This window comes from Acinetobacter haemolyticus, from assembly GCF_003323815.1.
Taxonomy (GTDB): Bacteria; Pseudomonadota; Gammaproteobacteria; order Pseudomonadales; family Moraxellaceae; genus Acinetobacter; species Acinetobacter haemolyticus.
Genome location: NZ_CP030880.1, coordinates 21452 through 41880 on the forward strand (window position 1 = coordinate 21452; position 20429 = coordinate 41880).

Annotated in this window: 16 protein-coding genes and 1 rRNA gene; 11 read left to right on the plus strand and 6 right to left on the minus strand. The window is 42.1% G+C overall.

The features are described 5' to 3' along the window. Window positions 1–134 precede the first annotated feature (134 nt). The 4 genes from rrf to DS737_RS00100 all read left to right on the plus strand — a co-directional run bounded on the left by rrf (window position 135) and on the right by DS737_RS00100 (window position 3528). Window positions 135–249, plus strand: a 5S ribosomal RNA gene (gene rrf, locus DS737_RS00085). Between the two features lie 96 nt (window positions 250–345). Beyond that, on the plus strand, window positions 346–744 hold the full coding sequence (locus DS737_RS00090; RefSeq protein WP_075314255.1) for a putative signal transducing protein: 399 nt from the start codon (window positions 346–348) through the stop codon (window positions 742–744). 47 nt (window positions 745–791) lie between these two features. Next, complete coding sequence (locus tag DS737_RS00095) at window positions 792–1355, plus strand: DUF4256 domain-containing protein (protein WP_113996479.1); 564 nt, start codon at window positions 792–794, stop codon at window positions 1353–1355. A 397-nt stretch (window positions 1356–1752) separates the two neighbouring features. Further along, window positions 1753–3528, plus strand: coding sequence for an SLC13 family permease (locus DS737_RS00100; RefSeq protein WP_113996480.1), 1776 nt, complete (start codon window positions 1753–1755; stop codon window positions 3526–3528). 49 nt (window positions 3529–3577) lie between these two features. On the opposite strand, the gene DS737_RS00105 is transcribed toward DS737_RS00100, so the two are convergent. Next, the gene (locus DS737_RS00105; RefSeq protein WP_075314259.1) at window positions 3578–4330 is read right to left on the minus strand and encodes a TIGR04219 family outer membrane beta-barrel protein; all 753 of its coding nucleotides are present in this window, start codon (window positions 4328–4330) and stop codon (window positions 3578–3580) included. A gap of 130 nt (window positions 4331–4460) precedes the next feature. On the opposite strand from DS737_RS00105, the gene DS737_RS00110 reads away from it, so the two are divergent. From DS737_RS00110 to DS737_RS00130, 4 genes are all read left to right on the plus strand, one after another. Further along, a complete protein-coding gene (locus DS737_RS00110) occupies window positions 4461–5909 on the plus strand; it encodes an aldehyde dehydrogenase family protein (protein WP_113996481.1) in 1449 nt (482 codons plus the stop codon). After that, window positions 5906–6478: a DUF1287 domain-containing protein gene (locus tag DS737_RS00115; RefSeq protein ID WP_017396287.1), complete on the plus strand. Its 573-nt coding sequence runs from the start codon at window positions 5906–5908 to the stop codon at window positions 6476–6478. Before DS737_RS00110 ends, DS737_RS00115 begins: the two co-directional genes overlap by 4 nt. Window positions 6479–6846: 368 nt before the next feature. After that, window positions 6847–8325: a sodium-dependent transporter gene (locus DS737_RS00125; RefSeq protein ID WP_005088826.1), complete on the plus strand. Its 1479-nt coding sequence runs from the start codon at window positions 6847–6849 to the stop codon at window positions 8323–8325. A 9-nt stretch (window positions 8326–8334) separates the two neighbouring features. Next, window positions 8335–8451, plus strand: a complete 117-nt coding sequence (locus DS737_RS00130) for a methionine/alanine import family NSS transporter small subunit (protein ID WP_005087409.1) — start codon at window positions 8335–8337, stop codon at window positions 8449–8451. Between the two features lie 58 nt (window positions 8452–8509). On the opposite strand, the gene rsmB is transcribed toward DS737_RS00130, so the two are convergent. Both rsmB and fmt read right to left on the minus strand, forming a co-directional pair. Continuing rightward, entirely contained in the window at window positions 8510–9817 is a 1308-nt protein-coding gene (gene rsmB / locus DS737_RS00135) for a 16S rRNA (cytosine(967)-C(5))-methyltransferase RsmB (protein WP_008942069.1), read from the minus strand. Then, the gene (fmt, locus tag DS737_RS00140) at window positions 9814–10776 is read right to left on the minus strand and encodes a methionyl-tRNA formyltransferase (protein ID WP_005088823.1); all 963 of its coding nucleotides are present in this window, start codon (window positions 10774–10776) and stop codon (window positions 9814–9816) included. Before fmt ends, rsmB begins: the two co-directional genes overlap by 4 nt. A 210-nt stretch (window positions 10777–10986) precedes the next feature. On the opposite strand from fmt, the gene ilvD reads away from it, so the two are divergent. The 3 genes from ilvD (at window position 10987) to DS737_RS00155 (ending at window position 15078) form a co-directional block, all read left to right on the plus strand. Next, window positions 10987–12816, plus strand: coding sequence for a dihydroxy-acid dehydratase (gene ilvD, locus DS737_RS00145; RefSeq protein ID WP_113996482.1), 1830 nt, complete (start codon window positions 10987–10989; stop codon window positions 12814–12816). Between the two features lie 161 nt (window positions 12817–12977). Continuing rightward, window positions 12978–14267, plus strand: coding sequence for a hypothetical protein (locus DS737_RS00150; RefSeq protein WP_005087402.1), 1290 nt, complete (start codon window positions 12978–12980; stop codon window positions 14265–14267). A gap of 79 nt (window positions 14268–14346) precedes the next feature. Next, window positions 14347–15078 (plus strand): sulfite exporter TauE/SafE family protein, encoded by a 732-nt coding sequence (locus tag DS737_RS00155; protein WP_004637287.1) that lies wholly within the window; start codon window positions 14347–14349, stop codon window positions 15076–15078. Window positions 15079–15085: 7 nt separating this feature from the next. Here the strand turns inward: DS737_RS00155 and DS737_RS00160 are convergent, their stop codons facing one another. From DS737_RS00160 to ppc, 3 genes are all read right to left on the minus strand, one after another. Further along, complete coding sequence (locus DS737_RS00160; protein WP_113996483.1) at window positions 15086–15976, minus strand: LysR family transcriptional regulator; 891 nt, start codon at window positions 15974–15976, stop codon at window positions 15086–15088. 103 nt (window positions 15977–16079) lie between these two features. Continuing rightward, window positions 16080–17375 carry a solute carrier family 23 protein gene (locus tag DS737_RS00165; RefSeq protein ID WP_113996484.1) on the minus strand — a complete coding sequence of 432 codons (1296 nt, stop codon included), beginning with the start codon at window positions 17373–17375 and terminating at the stop codon, window positions 16080–16082. A gap of 312 nt (window positions 17376–17687) precedes the next feature. Further along, window positions 17688–20369, minus strand: a complete 2682-nt coding sequence (gene ppc, locus DS737_RS00170; RefSeq protein WP_113996485.1) for a phosphoenolpyruvate carboxylase — start codon at window positions 20367–20369, stop codon at window positions 17688–17690. Window positions 20370–20429: the final 60 nt, after the last annotated feature.

A 20429-nucleotide genomic window follows, 5' to 3' on the forward strand; every position in this document is an offset into this window, starting at 1 on the left:
CATAACTTGATTTAGTGTCAAAACTAGTTACAATACGACTCGATTAACTAATCCGTTAATAACTCTTTCGGTACTAAGTGGCATGAACTTAATAATAAGTTCAAAAGTAAGACCACCCAAAGCCAAAACAGTTTGCTGGCGACAATAGCAAGAGTGAACCACCTGATCCCTTCCCGAACTCAGAAGTGAAACCTCTTCGCGCTGATGGTAGTGTGGCACTTGCCATGTGAGAGTAAGTCATCGCCAGCTTTTAAATTCAAACACCCCAATCTCGAGAGAGGTTGGGGTGTTTTTTATTGGGCGGAATTTTATATACTTACCTATTTAGTTTAAGAGCTTTATGCAATGACTTGGATCGTCGTAAAAAGCTTCTCTTTTCCATATGAAGCGCAAATTGCAAAAACACAATTAGAAGCTGCTGGCATTCCTGCCCAAATTGAAAATGAACATACGATTAACATGAATTGGCTTTATTCTAATGCTTTAGGTGGTGTGCGTTTACTGGTACCTAATGCTTATGAAGATGAAGCAAAAATGATTCTTACCCAAGATTTTAGTGAGTTACTAGAGCAAGAGTTTGAAGGAGAGAAAGACTGTTGTCCTCAGTGTGGAAGCCATGATATAGAGGTTTATATTAAGGGTAAAAAGCCAGCTTATTTGCTATTTTTATTAATAGGTTTTCCTTTGTTTTCTTATACAAGTGGTTATAAATGTCAGCAGTGTCAGTATTTTTGGAGTAAATAATTAAGCTTAAACTCCAATTTATTAGAGTAAATATTTAGAGAATTAAAATGACGAAAAAAGAAGATTTAAATGCAGAGCAAATCAATACGTTGATGATGGGTTTAAAACAACGATTTGAGCAAAATATGCATCGACATCAAGGGCTAGATTGGGTGGATGTAGCAGATCAATTAAAACAACAGCCAAAGAAATTATGGTCCTTGAATCAAATGGAAATGACAGGTGGTGAACCCGATGTTGTTTGCTTTGATTCAAAAACATCGACTATTGTGTTTTATGATTGTGCTGTTGAGTCCCCTAAAGGGCGGAGAAGTTTGTGTTATGATCGAGCTGCCTTAGATGCACGTAAAGAACATAAACCCAAAAATAACGCACTTGATGTCGCTGAAGAAATGGGCGTTGAGTTATTAACGGAAGACCAATATAGACAACTGCAAACTATTGAGGGTTTTGATTTAAAGACATCGAGTTGGGTAAAAACACCGGATGATATTCGGGAACTAGGCGGGGCGATATTTTGTGATAGCCGCTATGGTCGAGTATTTACTTATCATAATGGTGCGCAATCTTATTATGCGACGCGGGGATTTCGTAGTCGTCTAAAAGTTTGAAATAAGGAAACAGAGACTATTCAATATTTAAAAAGCCAAACATAAAAAGAAGCCCCATCATCCTGATGGGGCTTCTTCATATTCAGTTTATTGTTGTTTACTTCCTATAAACAACCACTTCCTGTGGGTCTTGTTATTTTCAATGAGACTTCCTGTCTCTGTATGATTTATATATTAAGATGAATCAGAGGCGTTGTATATTCGTCAATTTCCCCGATTAATGTAGGCTTAGGCTTACATTATGCTTAGATTGGATTGTGTGATTTTTACCAGATAAATCGATATAGATGCATCTTCTTATCACAATTTTAGCTAAGGTTAGCTGTAAATCGCATTTGTATATCATCTTTAACTATATAAAATTCGGAAAATTATATAGTTGTGGAAAGACTGCCTCATGGGTTGGGAAGGTTGGTTATCGTTAGCATTGACGCTAGCAGGACTGCTTACGCTGATTTTTTCAAGAATTGCCCCACATATCGTGATGTTGGCAATTTTGACGATATTAAGCGTGTTGGGCATATTAACTGCGCAAGAGGCATTGGCTGGTTTTAGTAATTCAGGTTTGATTACTGTGGCTGCGATGTTTGTGGTGGCTGCAGGAATTTCCAACTCCGGTGGCATCGACCTTTTTGTGAATAAACTATTGGGCACACCTAAAACAGAACGTATGGCACTGTTGCGAATCTTTTTGCCGATTGCGCCACTGAGTGCTTTTTTAAATAATACGCCTGTTGTTGCTACGATGATTCCCGCTTTAAATAGTTGGTCGAAGAAAATTGGGATTGCACCTTCCAAGTTAATGATTCCATTAAGTTATACCGCGATTTTAGGTGGGACAATTACGTTAATTGGAACCAGTACTAATTTGGTGGTTAATGGTCAGTACCAAGCGCTTACAGGCGAAGTGGGTTTTGGGATATTTGATATCACGATTATTGGCTTACCTGTTGCGATCATTGGTATGTTTATCATGTATTGGTTTGCACCCAAGTTATTGCCAAATCATCAAGAGCAAAATGTATTTTCCAATCTGCGAGAGTTTACTTTAGAAGTGATTGTAAGCCCGAATGGGCCATTGGTGGGGCAATCGGTTGCAGCAGCAGGTCTCAGAAGTTTAAAACGGGTCTATCTGGTTGAAATTGAACGCCAACAAACGGTTTTATCAGCAGTTTCTTCAGATGAAATTTTATTTGGCAATGATCGTCTAGTTTTCGCGGGAGACACTGAAGCAATTACTGAGTTGTTAAAAATTCATGGTTTAGTGGCGCCAGATAGTATTGATGAAAAATCGGCCTTAGAAGAAACACATGCAGGGCGCCGATTGGTTGAAGCTGTGGTATCTCCTCACTGTGATGCGATCGGAAGCGCCATTCGTGATTCCAAGTTCCGTAATCGTTATGGTGCAGTTGTATTGGCTGTAGCACGTAATGGTGAACGTTTAAAAGGTGGATTGGGTAACATCAAATTACAGGCCGGTGATACGCTGCTATTGGAAGCTCGTCCAGCCTTTGTTACACGTCAAAAATACAATAAAGATTTTCTATTGGTAAATGAGTTAGATCATGAACCATTGCAACATGACAAAGCATTATTGTCTTGGGGGATTTTACTTGCGGCTGTAACTGCAGCAGGTTTTGGTGTGTTGAGTATGCTAAATGCAGCATTATTGGCTGCAGGTGCGATGCTCGCTTGCCGTTGTTTGACGGTGAAACAAGCTGAGAAAAGTTTAGATTTGACTGTTATTTTAACTATTGCGGCGTCATTTGCTTTAGGTACTGCTTTAGAGAAGACAGGCGTTGCTGAGATGCTGGCACAATTCATCGTGCATTTTAGTGCAGGTGAAGCGATTTTATTGCTGATTTTGACGTATTTCTTTGTCTCCTTATTAACTGAAGTGATCACCAATAACGCAGCCGCTTTGCTGACTTTGCCGATTGTACTAGCGATTACGGAACAGGCGAATTTAAATCCGATTCCGTTTGTATTCGCGATTATGATGGCAGCTTCGGCAAGTTTTGCGACACCACTAGGTTATCAAACCAATTTGATGGTATTGGGACCGGGAAATTATCGTTTTAGTGATTTTATCAAGGTGGGCTTACCGATGAATATCTTTATCGGGTGTATTACGGTGATACTGTTGCTGTTGGTATTTCCAATTCAACTATAAATAAAAAAAGCCCTGAGTGATTCAGGGCTTTTTATGTGATATTCAGATGTTAGAAGTGAATGTCGATTCCGATATAAGGTCCCTTGAAATCAAATTTAAGATCATTTTTCTTGTAGTCATCCAATTTAATATCTAAGATTCGATAGCCTGCTTTTAAGCCGACATCGACCAGCAGATTATCAATAAAGTTATATTGTAACTCGGCTAGCGCATCAGTGATCTTGGTATCATTGAAGTTGCTATATAACAGTTCGCCTTTGGCACTGAGACCTGTAAATGGTAGCTTGACCCCAGCAGATCCATAGATCACAGGAACGGTTTTATCAATGTCAGTATTGCTTGCAGATAAGGTTTTGACATGGCCATTTAGAGTGGTTGCACCTAAACCAACATCTGCATCGATGATATTGTCTAAGATCTCATAATATAAAATAAAATCGGTATGATCGATATCAAGATCATAAATCGGTTGGCCCGCGACTTCTTTTTCAGTTTGTGATTTTAAATTTACATAGCGAATTTTAGCATTGGGTAGTAAAGGGATAGGGTGTTCAAATGCAAGAGAGATCTGAGCTGAACCTTTACGTTCTAAATCATATTCTCTATAACCCGCATATGGATCTAACAAAAGGTTATCTGCACCTGTGTGATTGGATAGAGAGCTTATATTATTTGGCTTAACTTGAGCTTTTCCATCATAAAACCAATAACTGGCATCAGCTTTTACACCAATCACATCCGCTTGTGCTAGCCCACAAAGGCTTATTCCTAAAGCCAAGATTGATATTTTTAATTCTTTCATCGTATTGTCCTAATTCATATCAAAAGCGTAATGAATTGTTGTGAATTCATCTGTGATTGGGCGCATCATATAGTGAACTAGGCAAAGATGCAGTAGTCTATTTTTAATTTTTTGCAAAGAGACAACAACAATGACAGAGCTAGAAAATGTGAAGGATTATCCACTGTATGTGGCGGGTAAAGCGGTCAGTACAGGACAGTGGCTGGAGGTTCAGAATAAATATCAGCAGACCGTTTTTGCTCGTGTTGCTGTGGCAGATGACAAAGTGCTAGAAAAAGCAATCGTAGCCTCAGTCAAAGCTGAAGTAGAGATGGCCGCATTAAAACCGTATCAAAAGCAAAAAATCTTACTGCATTGTGTGAAACGATTTAATGAATTACGTGATGAATTGACCGAAATTTTAATTGCTGAAGGCGGCAAACCACGCAATGCTGCGAGTGCAGAAGTTGAGCGTTTGATTAATACCTTTCAGTTGGCGGCAGATGCAGTCACTCAAATCGATGAAGGTCGTGTGTTACCTTTGGCAGTTACGCCTGCAGCAGCACGCTATCGTGGCATGGTCAAGCAAGTACCGATTGGTGCTGTATCTCTCATTAGTCCGTTTAATTTTCCACTGAATTTAGTTGCCCATAAAATTGCCCCTGCGATTGCCGCGGGTTGTCCATTCGTACTGAAACCAGCGAGTTTAACGCCGATTAGTGCGTTGAAAATTGCCGAAGTACTGGCAGAGACGGACTTACCGAAAGGCGCTTGGTCTATATTGCCTTGCGAACGACAAGCTGCGGATATTCTCGTGACAGATGACCGTTTTAAATTGCTGAGCTTTACAGGTTCTGATCAAGTTGGTTGGGATATGAAAGCACGTGCAGGTCGCAAGAAAGTAACTTTAGAGTTAGGAGGCAATGCTGCGGTACTCATCGATGCCGATACTGTAGTCGATGATGCTTTGATTGACCGTTTGATTGGTGCTGCATATGGGCATGCGGGTCAGATTTGTATTAGTGTGCAGCGTATCTTAATACATGCTGATATTTATGCTGAAGTGAAAAAGAAACTCTTGGCAAAGCTGAAAAAGATCAAAGCGGATGATCCAACATTATCCACTACATTGGTGGGCCCAATGATCAAATCAGCGGAAGCAACGCGTCTCAAAAAGTGGATCGATAAGGCAGAAAAGAAAGGTGCAAAAATACTGATCGGCGGAAATCTACACGGTGTTTTACTGGAACCTACATTGCTAGAAAATGTTGATGCCAAGCTTGAGGTTTATAAAGATGAAGCATTTGGCCCAGTCGCAATTTTAGAAAAATTTAAAAACTTTGAGCAGGGCATTGCGACAATTAATCAAAGCCGTTTCGGGTTACAAGCAGGAGTATATACCCAAAGCCTAAATCATATGCTGTATGCATGGGATCATTTGCATGTGGGTGGGGTGATTATCAATGATGTTCCAACCTTCCGCGTTGACAATATGCCGTATGGCGGCGTGAAAGATTCTGGTTTGGGGCGTGAGGGAATTCATGCTGCGATTCGTGATATGCAGGAAGAACGCTTATTGGTGATTAAAGAGATATCATGATGAGATGGCGTAAACCAATTTTACTGGCTGTTTGTTTTGCATGGACGATGTCTGTATCGGCATTTTCTTCACAACAGCTGGTAACCGATGCCAGAAAGCAAATCGGTGTGACCAAATATTATGATCCTGCTTACACACGTTTAGCGTACCCGATGGGAGATGTTCCGTTGATTAAAGGCGTATGTACAGATGTGGTCGTACGGGCACTTCGCCAGCAAGGCATCGATTTACAACAAGGGATCCATGAGGACATGCGTAAGCATTTCAGCCTGTATCCAAATAAATGGGGACTCAAAGCACCTGATAAAAATATCGATCATCGGCGAGTGCCCAACATTGCGACCTATTTCCAGCGAAAAGGTTATCGAGTCACTGACCAACAATATCGTGCTGGAGATATTGTCACGTGGGATTTAGGAAAAGGGTTGGTACACATCGGTATTGTTTCGGATAAAAAAAGCTTTCTGCAGAAAACACCGTTAATTTTGCATAACATTGGTCGTGGTACAGAAGAATCCGATATTTTATTTCAGTATAAGATCACAGGGCATTATCGAATCAAAAACTAAATGCTTGTATATCAGGATCAACAGGCTTAATTTTTGGAGCAATTGATAAATTTAAACGGCACCTCCTCGATTGAGTTGAAAAATAATCAATTGTGTTGGAATTAGCGATGAACGGCAGATTTTTTTTGCAGAATTTACAGTAAAAATAAATAAAAAAGGGTATTGTTCAATCATCAACGGGCAAAAATTAGCGAAATTTTTTAAGGAAAGATTTTCTAATTTTTGCTGGTTTGGATATAAGAAAATAAAACTCAAAAGGTTTTTTCTAGTTCAAACAATAATAGGATTTGCATTGGTACTTTTTTTGCTAGCAGTACAACAAACAGATAACAGCAGCATCAAAAGTTGCCTTAGGATTAGGTTATTTTATGACAGATACTCGTGAGCACTGGTCGGCACGATCAGGTTTTATTATTGCCGCAATCGGTTCGGCGATCGGATTAGGAAACATTTGGCGCTTCCCTTATGTTGCATATGAGAACGGCGGTGGTGCGTTCTTAATCCCTTATTTGGTTGCATTATTAACAGCGGGTTTACCGTTGTTATTTTTAGACTATGCCGTGGGACATCGTAGTAACGGTGCACCACCAAAAGCGTATCAACAGCTCAGCAAGCCAGCAGAACCTTTAGGGTGGTGGCAAGCTTGTGTGTGTATCGTGATTGCCTTGTATTACGCCAGTGTATTGACGTGGGCAGGCAGTTATATTTATTTCTCTTTTGGTCAAAGTTGGGGCACAGACCCAGAAAGCTTTTTCTTTAGTAACTTTTTAGCCACTTCACAATCCTCTGGCTTTGATATGACCTTTATCAGTCATTTATTTTGGCCGTTGATCGGGGTGTGGGCTTTAGTACTGTTCATCTTGTATGGCGGTGTGCGAAAAGGGGTTGAACTTGCAAACCGTATTTTCATGCCGATCTTATTGGTACTGTTTGGTATTTTAGTCATTCAGGCTTTACGTTTACCTGGTGCGGTAGATGGTTTGAATGCCTTCTTCACCCCAAACTGGGAAGCGATGAAGAACTATAAAGTTTGGTTGGCTGCTTATGGTCATATCTTCTTTTCCTTGTCGATTGGATTTGGGATCATGGTGACCTACGCCTCTTATCTGAAGCCAAAAACCAATTTAACCGGCTCAGGCCTCGTGATTGGTTTTGCCAACTCATCGTTTGAAATTTTAGCGGGTATTGGTGTCTTCGCGGCTTTAGGTTTTATGGCACATGCGGCAGGAACTAGCGTTCAGGATGTCGTGAGTGGTGGGATTGGCTTAGCATTTATTGCGTTTCCAAAGATTATTTCAAGCTTGGGTGCAGGGGCTGAGTTGTTCGGCATCTTGTTCTTTGCCTCGCTGTTTGTAGCAGGCGTATCCTCGATGGTGAGTATCTTACAGGTGCCGATTTCTGCGATGCAGGACAAGTTGAGTTGGAGTCGTGCAAAAGCCGTTACGATCATTGGTGGTGGTACAGGTGCTGTTTCGATCTTCTTATTCTCAAGTGCCAATGCGATTAAGCTCGTCGATATTATTGATCACTTTATCAACAACTTGGGTATTGTTTCAGGTGCATTAGTGTCAATCATCATGGTGTCATGGTTCAAGCGCTCATTGATGAAACAATTGGAACAGCATGTTAATCGTGTTTCAACAGTGCAACTGGGTCCAGTCTGGGAGATCACATTAACCATCGTGACACCTGTTGTTTTGATTTCCACACTGGGTCTTGCATTAAGTGCTTTATTGCAAAAAGGCTATGGTGATTATGCAATGAGCTTACAGCTTTGGTTTGGTTGGGGTTGTATCTTATTCTGCGCAATCGGTGCGTTGTTTATGAGCAGCTTAAAGAATCGTTAGGAGATTAGGATGAATAGTTCAGCTTTAATCATGATGATCGTTGCAATCACCTTGTTGTGGGGCGGATTGGCACTTTCAATTATACATTTGATGCGTCATCCCGAACAAAAGGACGATAGCGTATAAAAATACGTAGATCAGAATTCAGAAAGCCATACATCGATGTATGGCTTTCTTGTTTGTGTTAGGCAATCTTCTGGATACGACAATAATAAAAACCATCACCTGATTGATCAGAAGGTAAAAGCTGACGACCATGCATCTGTTCAATGCCCCAATCCGCAGTGATTTTAATCTCTTTGGCATTTGGATGTTCAGCAAAGAATTTGACCATTTGCTGTTCATTCTCTGTTTTTAAAATTGAGCAGGTGATGTAGAGCAATGTGCCACCGACTTTAAGCTGTTGCCACATCTGTTGCAAAATTTGTTGCTGTAGCGCAACCGTTTGAGCAATGTCTGTAGATTGTCTGAGTAGGCGAATATCTGGATGGCGACGAATGACACCTGTTGCAGAACACGGCGCATCCAGCACGATGCAATCGACAGGTTCTTGCGCCTGCCACGTGGTGGCATCAGCAACTAAAATCTCAACATTATCTAGATTTAAAGCCAAGCGCTCTAGGTTCTCACCAATACGAACAATACGTTTAGGGTCTTGGTCGATCGCAATCAGCTTTTTAGGATTAAACCGTTCTAGAATATGTGCGGTTTTACCCCCTGGCGCAGCACATGCATCGACCACAACTTTGCCATCTAAATCGGGTAACAGAGTGGCACACAACTGCGCATGTTCATCCTGAACTGAAAATCCGCCTGCTTCGAAACCAGGTAAAAGCGTTATATTGCCAGTTTGCCTAAGAACAATACCGACATCAGAAAATTCGCATTCACGAGCATCGATTTGCTCTTCATCCAAAATATCTAGATATTCGTCACGACTGACTTGGCGTTCATTGACGCGCAAAGTCAGTGGCGCGACTTGTTTTAAGGCTTGGCAGAGTGGCTCTACTTGCTCAGGCCAATCTTTTTTGAGTCGTTTGAATAACCAACTTGGTAAACCATGGGTATTATTCAAAGCTGTTTCAAATTCATCTGTTTCACGTGAAACACGACGCAGAATCGCATTGACCAAACCACTCATTGGCTCGAAACCGAGTTGCTTAGCAGCATTTACCGTTTCTGAAATTGCAGCATGTACAGGAATACGTGTACATAAAATTTGATATAAACCAAGATATAAACAACTTTCTAGGGCTTCATTGTCTAACGGTTTTGTGAGCAATGGTAAGGTAATGGCTTTTAAAGAATACCATTGGCGTAAACAACCTAAAGTAAGCTCGTGATATAAACCACGGTCACGTTCAGACACCATATTGATATGTTGATTCAAAACGGAAGACAAAGATTGCCCATTTTGAACAGCCAAAAGTGTTTTGATCACCTGCGCACGCAGATTCAAATTTTTTGCAGATGATTGATTTGATGGGTTCATGGGAGAATTTGTCCAATGTTCAATTTTTGTGTTTGGGCAATTTGTACAGGATTAAGCGCTTTACCCCCTGACCACTGTAAACTGGTTAAGCACACGGTACTGTTATCACCACAAGCGACATGTACACCTTGTTTATCAATCGCCAAGATTTCACCGATTTGCGCATCTGCTTTGCTATGTTGAGAGAGCATTGATCCCCAAACACGTAGCGCATTATTTTCATCAAGCTGGATAAAAGCCACAGGCCAAGGATTGAAGGCACGAATATTGCGATCGATTTGGATTGCCGTTTGTGTCCAGTCGATGCGTGCTTCTGTTTTGACTAATTTGTGTGCGTAAACAGTGTGTGTTTCATCTTGCACTTCACGTTTGGCAATGAAGTCCTGTAGGCTTTGTTCTGATTCAAGCACGGTACAAATCGCTTCAGCACCTTGCGTTGCCAGTTTGTCATGCAATGTTGCAGAGGTATCTGCTGCAGTGATTGGGCAATAGGTTTTATACATCATATCGCCTGTGTCCAAGCCTGCTGCCATTTGCATGATGGTAATCCCTGTTTCATCGTCACCAGTGGCAATGGCACGTTGAATCGGTGCAGCACCACGCCAACGAGGTAACAGAGAGCCGTGAATATTTAAGCAACCGTATTTGGGTGTATCTAATACGGTTTGTGGCAAGATTAAACCATAAGCAGCGACCACCATGACATCCGCGCCTAAAGCTGCCAACTCTTGTTGGGCAGCTAAACCTTCTTCAGTCGACGCTTTAAAATGCAGGGGTTGAAAAACAGGTAAGCCATGTTCAAGTGCGAGTTGCTTTACAGGAGAGGGTGTTAGTTTTTGCCCACGTCCTGATTTACGATCAGGCTGAGTATAAACCGCTATAATCTGGTGGGATGTTTTTAATAATGCCGCCAATGCGGTTGCCGCAAATTCGGGCGTACCAGCAAAAATGATTTTCACGAAGATAATCCAAAGAAAACTTACCGCAAATTATAAGCCAAAAAGCCCATAGCCCCTAATTGAACGGAAGGAATAGCTTTTGAGCAAAAAAGATAGTTTCTGTGGTCATCAGTTAAGCGATAACTTGTAGTATGATGGGTTTAGCTCAGTATCATTTCGCCAGAGAGAATGTCCCATTCATCTCGAGCACAAACTTGTTGGGAATACAAAATGCCTGATTATCGTTCGAAAACATCAACACATGGAAGAAATATGGCTGGCGCGCGCGGTTTATGGCGTGCGACAGGTATGAAAGATGAAGATTTTGGCAAACCTATTATTGCGGTGGTCAACTCATTTACCCAATTTGTTCCAGGCCACGTGCATCTTAAAGATCTAGGGCAACTGGTTGCGCGAGAAATTGAAGCATCGGGTGGCGTTGCAAAAGAATTTAATACCATTGCTGTTGATGATGGCATTGCGATGGGTCATGACGGCATGTTGTATTCATTGCCTTCGCGTGATTTGATCGCGGACTCTGTGGAATATATGGTCAATGCACACTGTGCAGATGCGATGGTATGTATCTCGAACTGTGACAAGATCACACCAGGAATGCTCATGGCGGCTATGCGTTTGAACATTCCAGTGGTGTTCGTATCTGGCGGCCCAATGGAAGCGGGTAAAGTTAAATTCCGTGGCGATGAGAAAGCGATTGACCTTGTCGATGCGATGGTGGTTGCGGCAGACGAAAGCTATACCGATGAAGAAGTTGCTGCTTTCGAACGCTCTGCATGTCCTACTTGTGGTTCATGTTCAGGTATGTTCACTGCCAACTCAATGAACTGTTTAACGGAAGCACTTGGTTTATCGCTTCCAGGTAATGGTTCCATCGTGGCAACCCATGCCAATCGTGAAAAATTGTTCTTAAGAGCAGGTCGCTTAGTGGTTGAACTTGCGAAACGTTATTACGAACAGAATGATGACAGCATTTTGCCACGCTCAATTGCAACCAAAGCGGCTTTTGAAAATGCCATGACGCTTGATATTGCGATGGGTGGATCAACCAATACGGTCTTGCATCTACTTGCTGCTGCACACGAAGCAGAAGTTGATTTCACCATGGATGATATCGACCGTTTATCACGTCAGGTACCTGTACTGTCTAAAGTTGCCCCTGCTAAATCAGATGTGCATATGGAAGATGTGCACCGTGCTGGTGGCATCATGGCGATCTTAGGTGAGCTTGATCGTGCCAATCTATTGAATACCTCATGCCCAACTGTACATGAAAAAACACTGAAAGATGCTTTAGACAAGTGGGATATTATTCGCACTGAAGATGTGGATGTATATGAGTTCTACCGCTCTTCACCGGGTGGTATTCCTACGCAAGTGGCATTCTCACAAAACCGTTATTACTCAACACTTGATGGTGACCGTGAAAAAGGTGTGATTCGTAATGCGGAACATGCCTTCTCTAAAGATGGTGGCTTGGCGGTGCTTTACGGCAACATTGCCTTAGATGGGTGTATCGTAAAAACTGCAGGTGTGGATGAATCAATCCTGAAATTCACAGGCACAGCACGTGTTTTTGAAAGCCAAGATTCTGCTGTTGAAGCGATTTTGGATCATAAAATAGTGGCAGGTGACATTGTTGTGATTCGCTACGAAGGCCCACGTGGTGGTCCGGGTATGCAAGAAATGTTGTATCCGACCAGTTACTTGAAGTCGAAAGGCTTAGGTAAGGATTGTGCCTTGATTACCGATGGTCGTTTCTCAGGTGGTTCTTCAGGTTTGTCAATTGGTCACGTATCACCAGAAGCGGCTGAAGGTGGTGCAATTGGTTTGGTTGAAGATGGCGATACTATTCAAATCGATATTCCAAACCGTACCATTCACCTCGATGTTGATGATGCAACCATGGCGCATCGTCGTACCGTTCAAGAGGCAAAAGGTTGGCATCCTGCCGAAGAACGTAAACGTAAAGTTTCTAAGTCATTGAAGATTTACGCGTTGCATTCAACTAGTGCAGCCAAAGGTGCAGTACGAGTTTTGTAAGCCAACTCAGTCCCTCTTACTTGCGATGCTATAATCGCATCTCAGGGGGACTTTTTTTTCATTTTATAAGATACTGAATAGCCTTATTTACTCACTTGTTTGATTGCAAGTCTGAGTACAACCTACCCATCATCTATTTGAGACCATTAGAGGCGATCGACATGTCTTTGTTACGTCGTTGGTTTGATCCCATCCGATCGAGTTGGTTTTACCAAAAACCTTCGCGTCAGGCGGTACTACCTACGGAGCAGGGTTTAAGCATTTACCTACGTTTAGACGATGTCTATAGCTATCTAGCTGTACAGCAATTGGCTCAACTGAATGAGATCTTGAGTGATGAGCTGAAGCCATTAAAGGTCATCATTTCCAAACAAGATGCTGAACCACCAAATGGAATGTCACCACAGGACTGGCAGCGTTACTGTTTAAATGACGCTAAGATTTTGGCGAAACAACATCGTTTTGGCTTTGATGAAACACCCGAAATTCCTCGTCCAGAAGCATTACAACAAGCAGAAACGATTCTAAGAAATACACCGTTAAGAGAACAGAATTTTTTGCACTTGCTGGAAGATGTTTTTCATATGTTATGGCAACAGCAATATGGAAAACTACGTACCTTATATGCAATGGCGAGTCGACATCAAAAGCCACAGGATTATCCTGAGCGGATTTTTAAAGATGTTCCTGTCGCTGCTAGCTATTTCGAATTGAGTGAGCGGAAGTACCACGCGGTTGATGATTTATTGCGTTTAACACGACGGTTAAAACAACAAAAATTATTAACGGGAACACCTATTTTTCTGATTAATCATATCGAATGGCGTGAGCATTTAATTAACGATACCGAATCCTTAACAGAAATTCAGGCCATGCATGCTGAATTAGATTTGTATATCGCGCTTGAAGATCCAATGAGTTGGTTATTATTGGCGTATATCAAAGAAGAGCTTGCAGATTATTACAATATTCAGCTCACGATTTATCCATTGAGTTATCAAGGGCGTGATTGGTTTGACTGGAGCTTGGCGACGCGTGTTTCAAAACGAACAGAGGTGATGTTTACGCCGTTTTGTCGTCCAACCAAAGAAGCCACCTATGATATGGCGAAGTTATTCTATAGTGTGCCGAAAGACGAGCAAGTGGATTGTATTCATCAAATTTTGGAGGCAGTTTGGACGAGAGGTAAAGATCTTTCGTTCAAAGCACACTTCCAACGCATGCAGCGGCACTTGGGTATCAAGGAGTTGACAGAGCAGGATGTTGAGTTGCTATTAAAACAAAATGATGAACTTTGTCAGCAGAAACATCAACCTGATTTTCCTGTTTTAGAACTACGTATTGATGAGCAAAGCTATGTGTTTAATAGTTTGTATCGAGTTTGGATGATTGAAAGTATTTTAAGTAATGTACTCGAAGAAAAATACAAAATGGCCTCAAGCTCTCATTGAGGCCTCCTTCCAAAATAAAGAATAGGGTAAGTTTCTGTTTTTGCTTAACATGATTTCGATAACAGATCGGAGTTAAGCAGTGACTTTTTTAGCCATTATCGTGTTGGTTTTTGCTTTTGCGGGCATGATTAAAGGCATGATTGGTCTAGGTCTACCCGCGGTTTCAATGGGATTGCTCACCATTGCCATGAGTCCATTTCAAGCAGCAGCGTTGCTCATCGTGCCTTCTATGGTCACTAATATCTGGCAACTTTTTGCTGAAGGACAAGTGTGGGCGTTTATTCGCCGTTTTTGGTCTTTGTTGCTCGGGATCGTGATTGGTTCGGTTTGGAGTTTTCTACCCACATTGAATCAAAGTCATGGTCAAAGTAGTGAGTTACTTCTAGGCAGTATGTTGGCGATTTATGGGCTTTATGGTTTATGTGTGAATAAACTTCCACAATTGACTGCGCATGAACGCTGGTTATCTCCTGTGATTGGGTATTTGGGAGGGGCTGTGACAGTAGCAACAGGGGTGATTATTATTCCTGTTGTGCCGTATTTACAATCCTTACAGCTTAAACGAGATGAGTTGGTACAAGCACTTGGGCTTACTTTTACGGTTTCTACGATTTGTTTGGCGGTTTTTTTACATCATAACCCGATGTCGGGCGTAGTCTTAGATTATCGATTGTCTATTTTAGCGTTGTTGGCTGCATTGATCGGAATGTGGTTTGGTAAAAAAATACGTTATCAGTTAGATGAACAGAAGTTTCGCCGTATTTTTTTTATGGGTTTAGTGACGCTAGGCGGCTATATGTTTTTACATTGAGCGATCTCTAAGGGCGATGTTGCAATAAAAAATCTGCAAATTGTTGATAACATAATGGAAGTTGCTTGAAGTCCTGTGTTGCCAAAAGCAGCTTACGATTTGCCCATGCACCGAGTAATTGCACCGAATGAAAATGATAATTTGCATGTAAGCGCTGTGCAGCACGTGCAGGCATGATGGCAATCCCGACGCCTTTGGTAACCACCTCAGCAATCGCAGAAAAGTTGGGGAGTCGTAGACGATATTGGATGTCAAAACCTAACAATTTAGCTTGGGTGTCAATCGATTGCTGCAAAGAGTGGTGTGGCATCAAACCAATAAAGCTATAGTTCAATGTATCCAGTAGATTGATATGATCATGTTGTGCTAAAGCATGTGAGATCGGACAAATCAACACCAAAGGATCACTGGCAAAGTCTTTGGTTTGTAAGTGTCGGGTGTCAAAAAAACTGGACACTAGACCTAATTTAGCGATGCCTTGGGTGAGCGCATCAACAATTTCTGAGCTTTCCGCTTCATGCAGGTCTAGATTGATTTCGGGATGATGGACAAGGTACTGTGGCAAAAGTTTAGGTAAATATTCACTCTGTGCAGAAGAATTACACCACAATGTCAAGGATTGAGGTGTGATGTCCCGAAAACGTTGCATGTCTTGCTCTAATTGATTTTTTTGTAACATAAGACATTGAGCATGCTCAACGAAAGCGTGTCCTGCGGTAGTCAACTCAACCCCTGTCGTATGCCGAATAAATAACGGGATTTCAAAATATTGTTCCAGTTTTTTTATCCGCTCACTGGCGGCTTGTAGCGAGATTGCGGAACGCTCAGCACCTTTGGTCAAACTCCCTGTGCTGACGATATGAAGAACCAGTTGCAAATCAAAAAAATCAAAACGCATGAGCGAATGTATTGAAAGTTAAAAATTCATCATACCTTAGATTAATGCAAGATAGCGGGATAATGATATGAATAAAAAAGGCAGCTTAGCGCTGCCTTGAAGTTTAGTTTTTATCTTTTATGCTAAACAATAAGTTTAATAAAATGGCTGCAAAAGTAGCGGTACCAATTCCGCCTAAATTAAAGTTACCGAACAGTAATTCAAAGTTTCCTGCACCAAGAATCACCGTCACAGAGGCAACAATTAGATTTTTATTATTGGAGAAATCAACTTTATTTTCGATCCAGATTTTAGCCCCAGCAATGGTAATCAAACCAAATACCACGATCGAAGCACCCGTCAATACGGCAGTTGGAATGGTACTGATCACGGCACCAAACTTAGGCGAAAGCCCGAGGAAAATCGCGAATACACCAGCGATGACAAAAATAATGGTGGAATAAACACGCGTGACAGCCATGACCCCAATATTTTCGCCATAGGTGGTCATACCTGGTGCACCGACACTTCCTGATAAGGTGGTCGCAACGCCATCCGCGACGAAAGCTTTACCCAGATGAGGCGTAAGATTTTCTCCAGTCATCGCACCGACAGCTTTGATATGACCCAAATTTTCAGCGACTAAAATTAAGGCAACAGGGGCAATGATCAACATTGCATTCAACTCAAAGGTCGGATGTGAAAAACTTGGAATACCGAACCAAGGTGCCTCTGCGATTTGCGAGAAATCAATGGCTTTGCCGAGTCCCAAAACATTAGTGGCAATCGCATAAATTGCATATGCAGCCAATAAACCGACGAGCAGGAGTAAACGCTGTAATAAGCCTTTGGTAAAGACAGCAATCAGTCCCATACTCAAGACCGTGATCAATGCCATCCACATTTCAAAAGGTTGTCCTGCAACGCTTTTGATGGTGATTGGTGCGAGATTTAAACCGATAATCATCACCACAGCACCTGTTACTACAGGTGGCATTAATTTTTCAATCCAGCGTGTTCCTGTCAGCATCACCGCAAAACCAATCAGTGTATACAGTACACCACATGCAATGATGCCACCTAAAGCGACCGATAAATTGGGGTTGGCTCCTGAGCCCGTAATGTGTCCTGTTGCGGCTGCGACTACACCAATAAAAGCAAAGCTTGAGCCTAAATAACTGGGAACACGTCCACCTGTCATGAAGAAGAATAGGATGGTACAAATCCCTGACATGAGAATGGCCAGATTTGGGCTAAAACCCATGAGTAACGGTGCCAATACCGTTGCTCCGAACATTGCAAATGCGTGTTGAACCCCTAGCACCGCACTTTGTAAGGGCGGTAAATATTCATTGGTCGCAACAGGGCGATGATCAATCTTTCCCTGATACGGTTGCCATTTTGGAAACCAACTGGACATAAATTAGACTCATGATGTGATATCAGCGCGTATCATACTCTTTATTAAAACCAGCTTTAACCTATTGATCTGGGAGAGGTGGAGAAGATCAGGCTTTGAAGTTTGATTTTTTTACCTTTTGGTAAAATATGTTTCAAAATAACTTATCGGATTTATTCTTTATTTTGCTTAGATTGCTTGAAAAGTTAACTATCTTATTTTCAAAATAATTTTTTAAATTTTTTCTAAAAATTTTCATAGAAATGGAATATTTTGCCAATGCTGCCATCAACAGCGATGATTTCTGTTGATGGCGACCTTGTGTATAAGGGCTTAGCCTGTGTTGCGTAAACCCGCTGCAATCCCCGCGATGCTCACCATCAAGGCATGATCAACAGGGCTATGTTCGGTCTGATGCTCAGCCAGATAAACACGACGACGTTTCATCAATTCTGCTTGTAGCAAATGCAAGGGAAGTAAATAAGGTTTGCGCACCTGCATTGATTGATCCAATACCTCATTGTTGCTCAGTAGTTTTGATTCACCTTTGAGTCTCAATAAGGTATCCACCGCATTTTGCAAGCGTTGGCGCAGTTCTACGCCCAATACTTTGAGATCCTGATCCTGTGTGAGATGAGATTCGTAATACAAGGCAATATCAGCATCGGATTTGGACAACACCATTTCCAACATATCAATCAACGTTTGGAAATAAGGCCACTGCTCCAGCATCTCATCCAAGGTTTTCTTGTGTTGTTCGTGAACTTGATTAATCGCCGTGCCTGTACCGAGCCAAGCGGGAAGCATCAAGCGAATCTGTGTCCATGCGAATACCCATGGAATTGCACGAAGTGATTCGATTCCACCACTGACTTTACGTTTCGCTGGACGAGAACCGAGAGGTAACATTTGCAACTCTAATTCTGGTGTGACCGTCCGCAGATAACGTACAAAGTTTGGATTTTCACGTACGGTCTGACGATAGACTTGAACCGATAAATCCGTCATTTGATTCATCAAGGCGCGCCACTCTTGCTTTGGTACAGGAGGGGGAAGCAAGGTCGCTTCAAGTGTCGCAGCGGTATAAATCTCTAAGTTTTGTAAGGCAATTCCTTCTAACCCGAACTTAAAGCGAATCATTTCACCTTGTTCAGTCACCCGAATCGCCCCTGAGATCGACCCCGGTGGCTGAGAGAATAAAGCTTGTTGGGTTGGAGCACCACCACGACTGATCGAGCCGCCTCGACCATGGAATAAGGTCAGTTGTACGCCATGTTTTTTGGCAATTGCAGTCAATTCTTCTTGTGCACGATATTGTGCCCAGTTGGCAGACATAAAACCTGCATCTTTAGCAGAATCCGAATAACCAATCATGACTTCATGTTTAGCTTGAATATGCTGTTTGTACCAATGCATATTGAACAAGGTATCCATGGTTTTGGCTGCGCCGTCGAGATCTTTTAACGTTTCAAATAAAGGCACTACACGAAGCGGATGTTGAATGCCGGCCTCTTTTTGCAGTAATAAAACTGCCAATACATCGCTTGGATATTCTGCCATGGAGATAATATAGGCACCTAAGCTCTCTGCTGGTTGTTCAGCTAAAGTACGCATGGTGGCAAACACTTCCAATACATCAGGATGCTGAATGAGGCTGCCTTCAGGCTCATTAAAAAATTTTGGAAGTAATGGACGCTTACTTTGAAGTTCTTGAATCAAGAAGTTTTGTCGTGCCTGTTCTGTCCATGATTCAAAATTACCTAAGCCTAAATATTCAGTAATGGCTGAAACAGCTTGGCGATGACGTCCTGATTCTTGGCGAATATCGAGTTTTAGCAGCTCAATACCAAAGCAGTTCACACGGTAAATAAAATCCAGCAATTGTCCATTGGCAATCTCGGCGAGATTACGGTCCATCAGTGAGCGGTAGCAAAGCAATAAGGGCGCTAACAGTTCATCCTTGGTTCGGATAATATTGCTGTCATCCGCTTCAATGCCCTGAAGACGCTGTCCTAACCAAGTTCTGGTGGCTTTTAAACGTTCACGGGTGTCACGCAAATATTCTCGATAAGGCTCAGGATGGGCATAACCCAGCGCATCGGTTAATTCTTGCGAGCAACTTTGGATGGAGAGTTCCCAGCGTAAATTTTCGATATCACGGAGATATAAATCAGCCGCTTGCCAGCGTGACAACCACAGCACCTCTTGAGTCACTTGATGCGTGACATTTGGATTACCATCACGATCTCCACCCATCCAAGATGCAAAACGGATTGGGGCGATGTCGAGTGGTAGCTCCTTTTGACAATGTTGCTGAGTAAGTTCATTCAGCTCACGGATAAATTTAGGAACTGCATTCCATAACGATTGCTCAATGGTTGCAAAGCCCCATTTGGCCTCATCTACTGGGGTTGGGCGGTGTTGTCGAATCTCATCCGTTTGCCAAGCAGAACTGATAAGCTGCTTGAGTACCGCAATGGCTTGCTGACGCTCTTTTGGCGTTAACTTTTGTTGATCCAGTCGAGAAAGACAATCGGTAATATCATCATATTTTTGAATCAAGGTGCGACGGCTAATCTCCGTTGGATGAGCGGTCAATACCAATTCAATGTTCAGGTCACAAATTTGTTGGAATAGTTGTTGTGCCGAAATTTGTTGTGTTTTGAACTTTTCGAATAGTGGTGCGAGAGGGTTAGGGTTGGGGACTTGCTCGTCAAACTCAGCCTGACGACGATTGCGTACCACATGGTACTGCTCGGCAATATTTGCAAAGTTTAAAAAATGTGAGAATGCACGCGTCAGTGGCAAGATTTCTTCATCTTTTAAACCAAGGAAAAGTTGTTCTAATTGCTTTTCTGCTTCGATTTGACCGTCACGAGCGCCTTTGGCTAATGCGCGAATTTGTTCGATTTGATTAAACAAATCTTGCCCTGCATGTTGTTTTAGGGTCTCACCGAGTAGATTGCCCAATAAGCGGACATCTTCACGTAATGGAGCAGTGATTTGCTGAATCATTCTATTTCTCCTGATGTTCTCATTTGACTATAGCGTGATTGAGCAACAATCCAAGAGCAG

Bases quoted from the DNA above. Each gene is read 5' to 3' on its own strand.
- DS737_RS00090 (WP_075314255.1), top strand. From the start codon at position 346: ATGACTTGGATCGTCGTAAAAAGCTTCTCTTTTCCATATGAAGCGCAA.
- DS737_RS00095 (WP_113996479.1), top strand. From the start codon at position 792: ATGACGAAAAAAGAAGATTTAAATGCAGAGCAAATCAATACGTTGATG.
- DS737_RS00100 (WP_113996480.1), top strand. From the start codon at position 1,753: ATGGGTTGGGAAGGTTGGTTATCGTTAGCATTGACGCTAGCAGGACTG.
- DS737_RS00105 (WP_075314259.1), bottom strand. From the start codon at position 4,330: ATGAAAGAATTAAAAATATCAATCTTGGCTTTAGGAATAAGCCTTTGT.
- DS737_RS00110 (WP_113996481.1), top strand. From the start codon at position 4,461: ATGACAGAGCTAGAAAATGTGAAGGATTATCCACTGTATGTGGCGGGT.
- DS737_RS00115 (WP_017396287.1), top strand. From the start codon at position 5,906: ATGATGAGATGGCGTAAACCAATTTTACTGGCTGTTTGTTTTGCATGG.
- DS737_RS00125 (WP_005088826.1), top strand. From the start codon at position 6,847: ATGACAGATACTCGTGAGCACTGGTCGGCACGATCAGGTTTTATTATT.
- DS737_RS00130 (WP_005087409.1), top strand. From the start codon at position 8,335: ATGAATAGTTCAGCTTTAATCATGATGATCGTTGCAATCACCTTGTTG.
- rsmB (WP_008942069.1), bottom strand. From the start codon at position 9,817: ATGAACCCATCAAATCAATCATCTGCAAAAAATTTGAATCTGCGTGCG.
- ilvD (WP_113996482.1), top strand. From the start codon at position 10,987: ATGCCTGATTATCGTTCGAAAACATCAACACATGGAAGAAATATGGCT.
- DS737_RS00150 (WP_005087402.1), top strand. From the start codon at position 12,978: ATGTCTTTGTTACGTCGTTGGTTTGATCCCATCCGATCGAGTTGGTTT.
- DS737_RS00160 (WP_113996483.1), bottom strand. From the start codon at position 15,976: ATGCGTTTTGATTTTTTTGATTTGCAACTGGTTCTTCATATCGTCAGC.
- DS737_RS00165 (WP_113996484.1), bottom strand. From the start codon at position 17,375: ATGTCCAGTTGGTTTCCAAAATGGCAACCGTATCAGGGAAAGATTGAT.
- ppc (WP_113996485.1), bottom strand. From the start codon at position 20,369: ATGATTCAGCAAATCACTGCTCCATTACGTGAAGATGTCCGCTTATTG.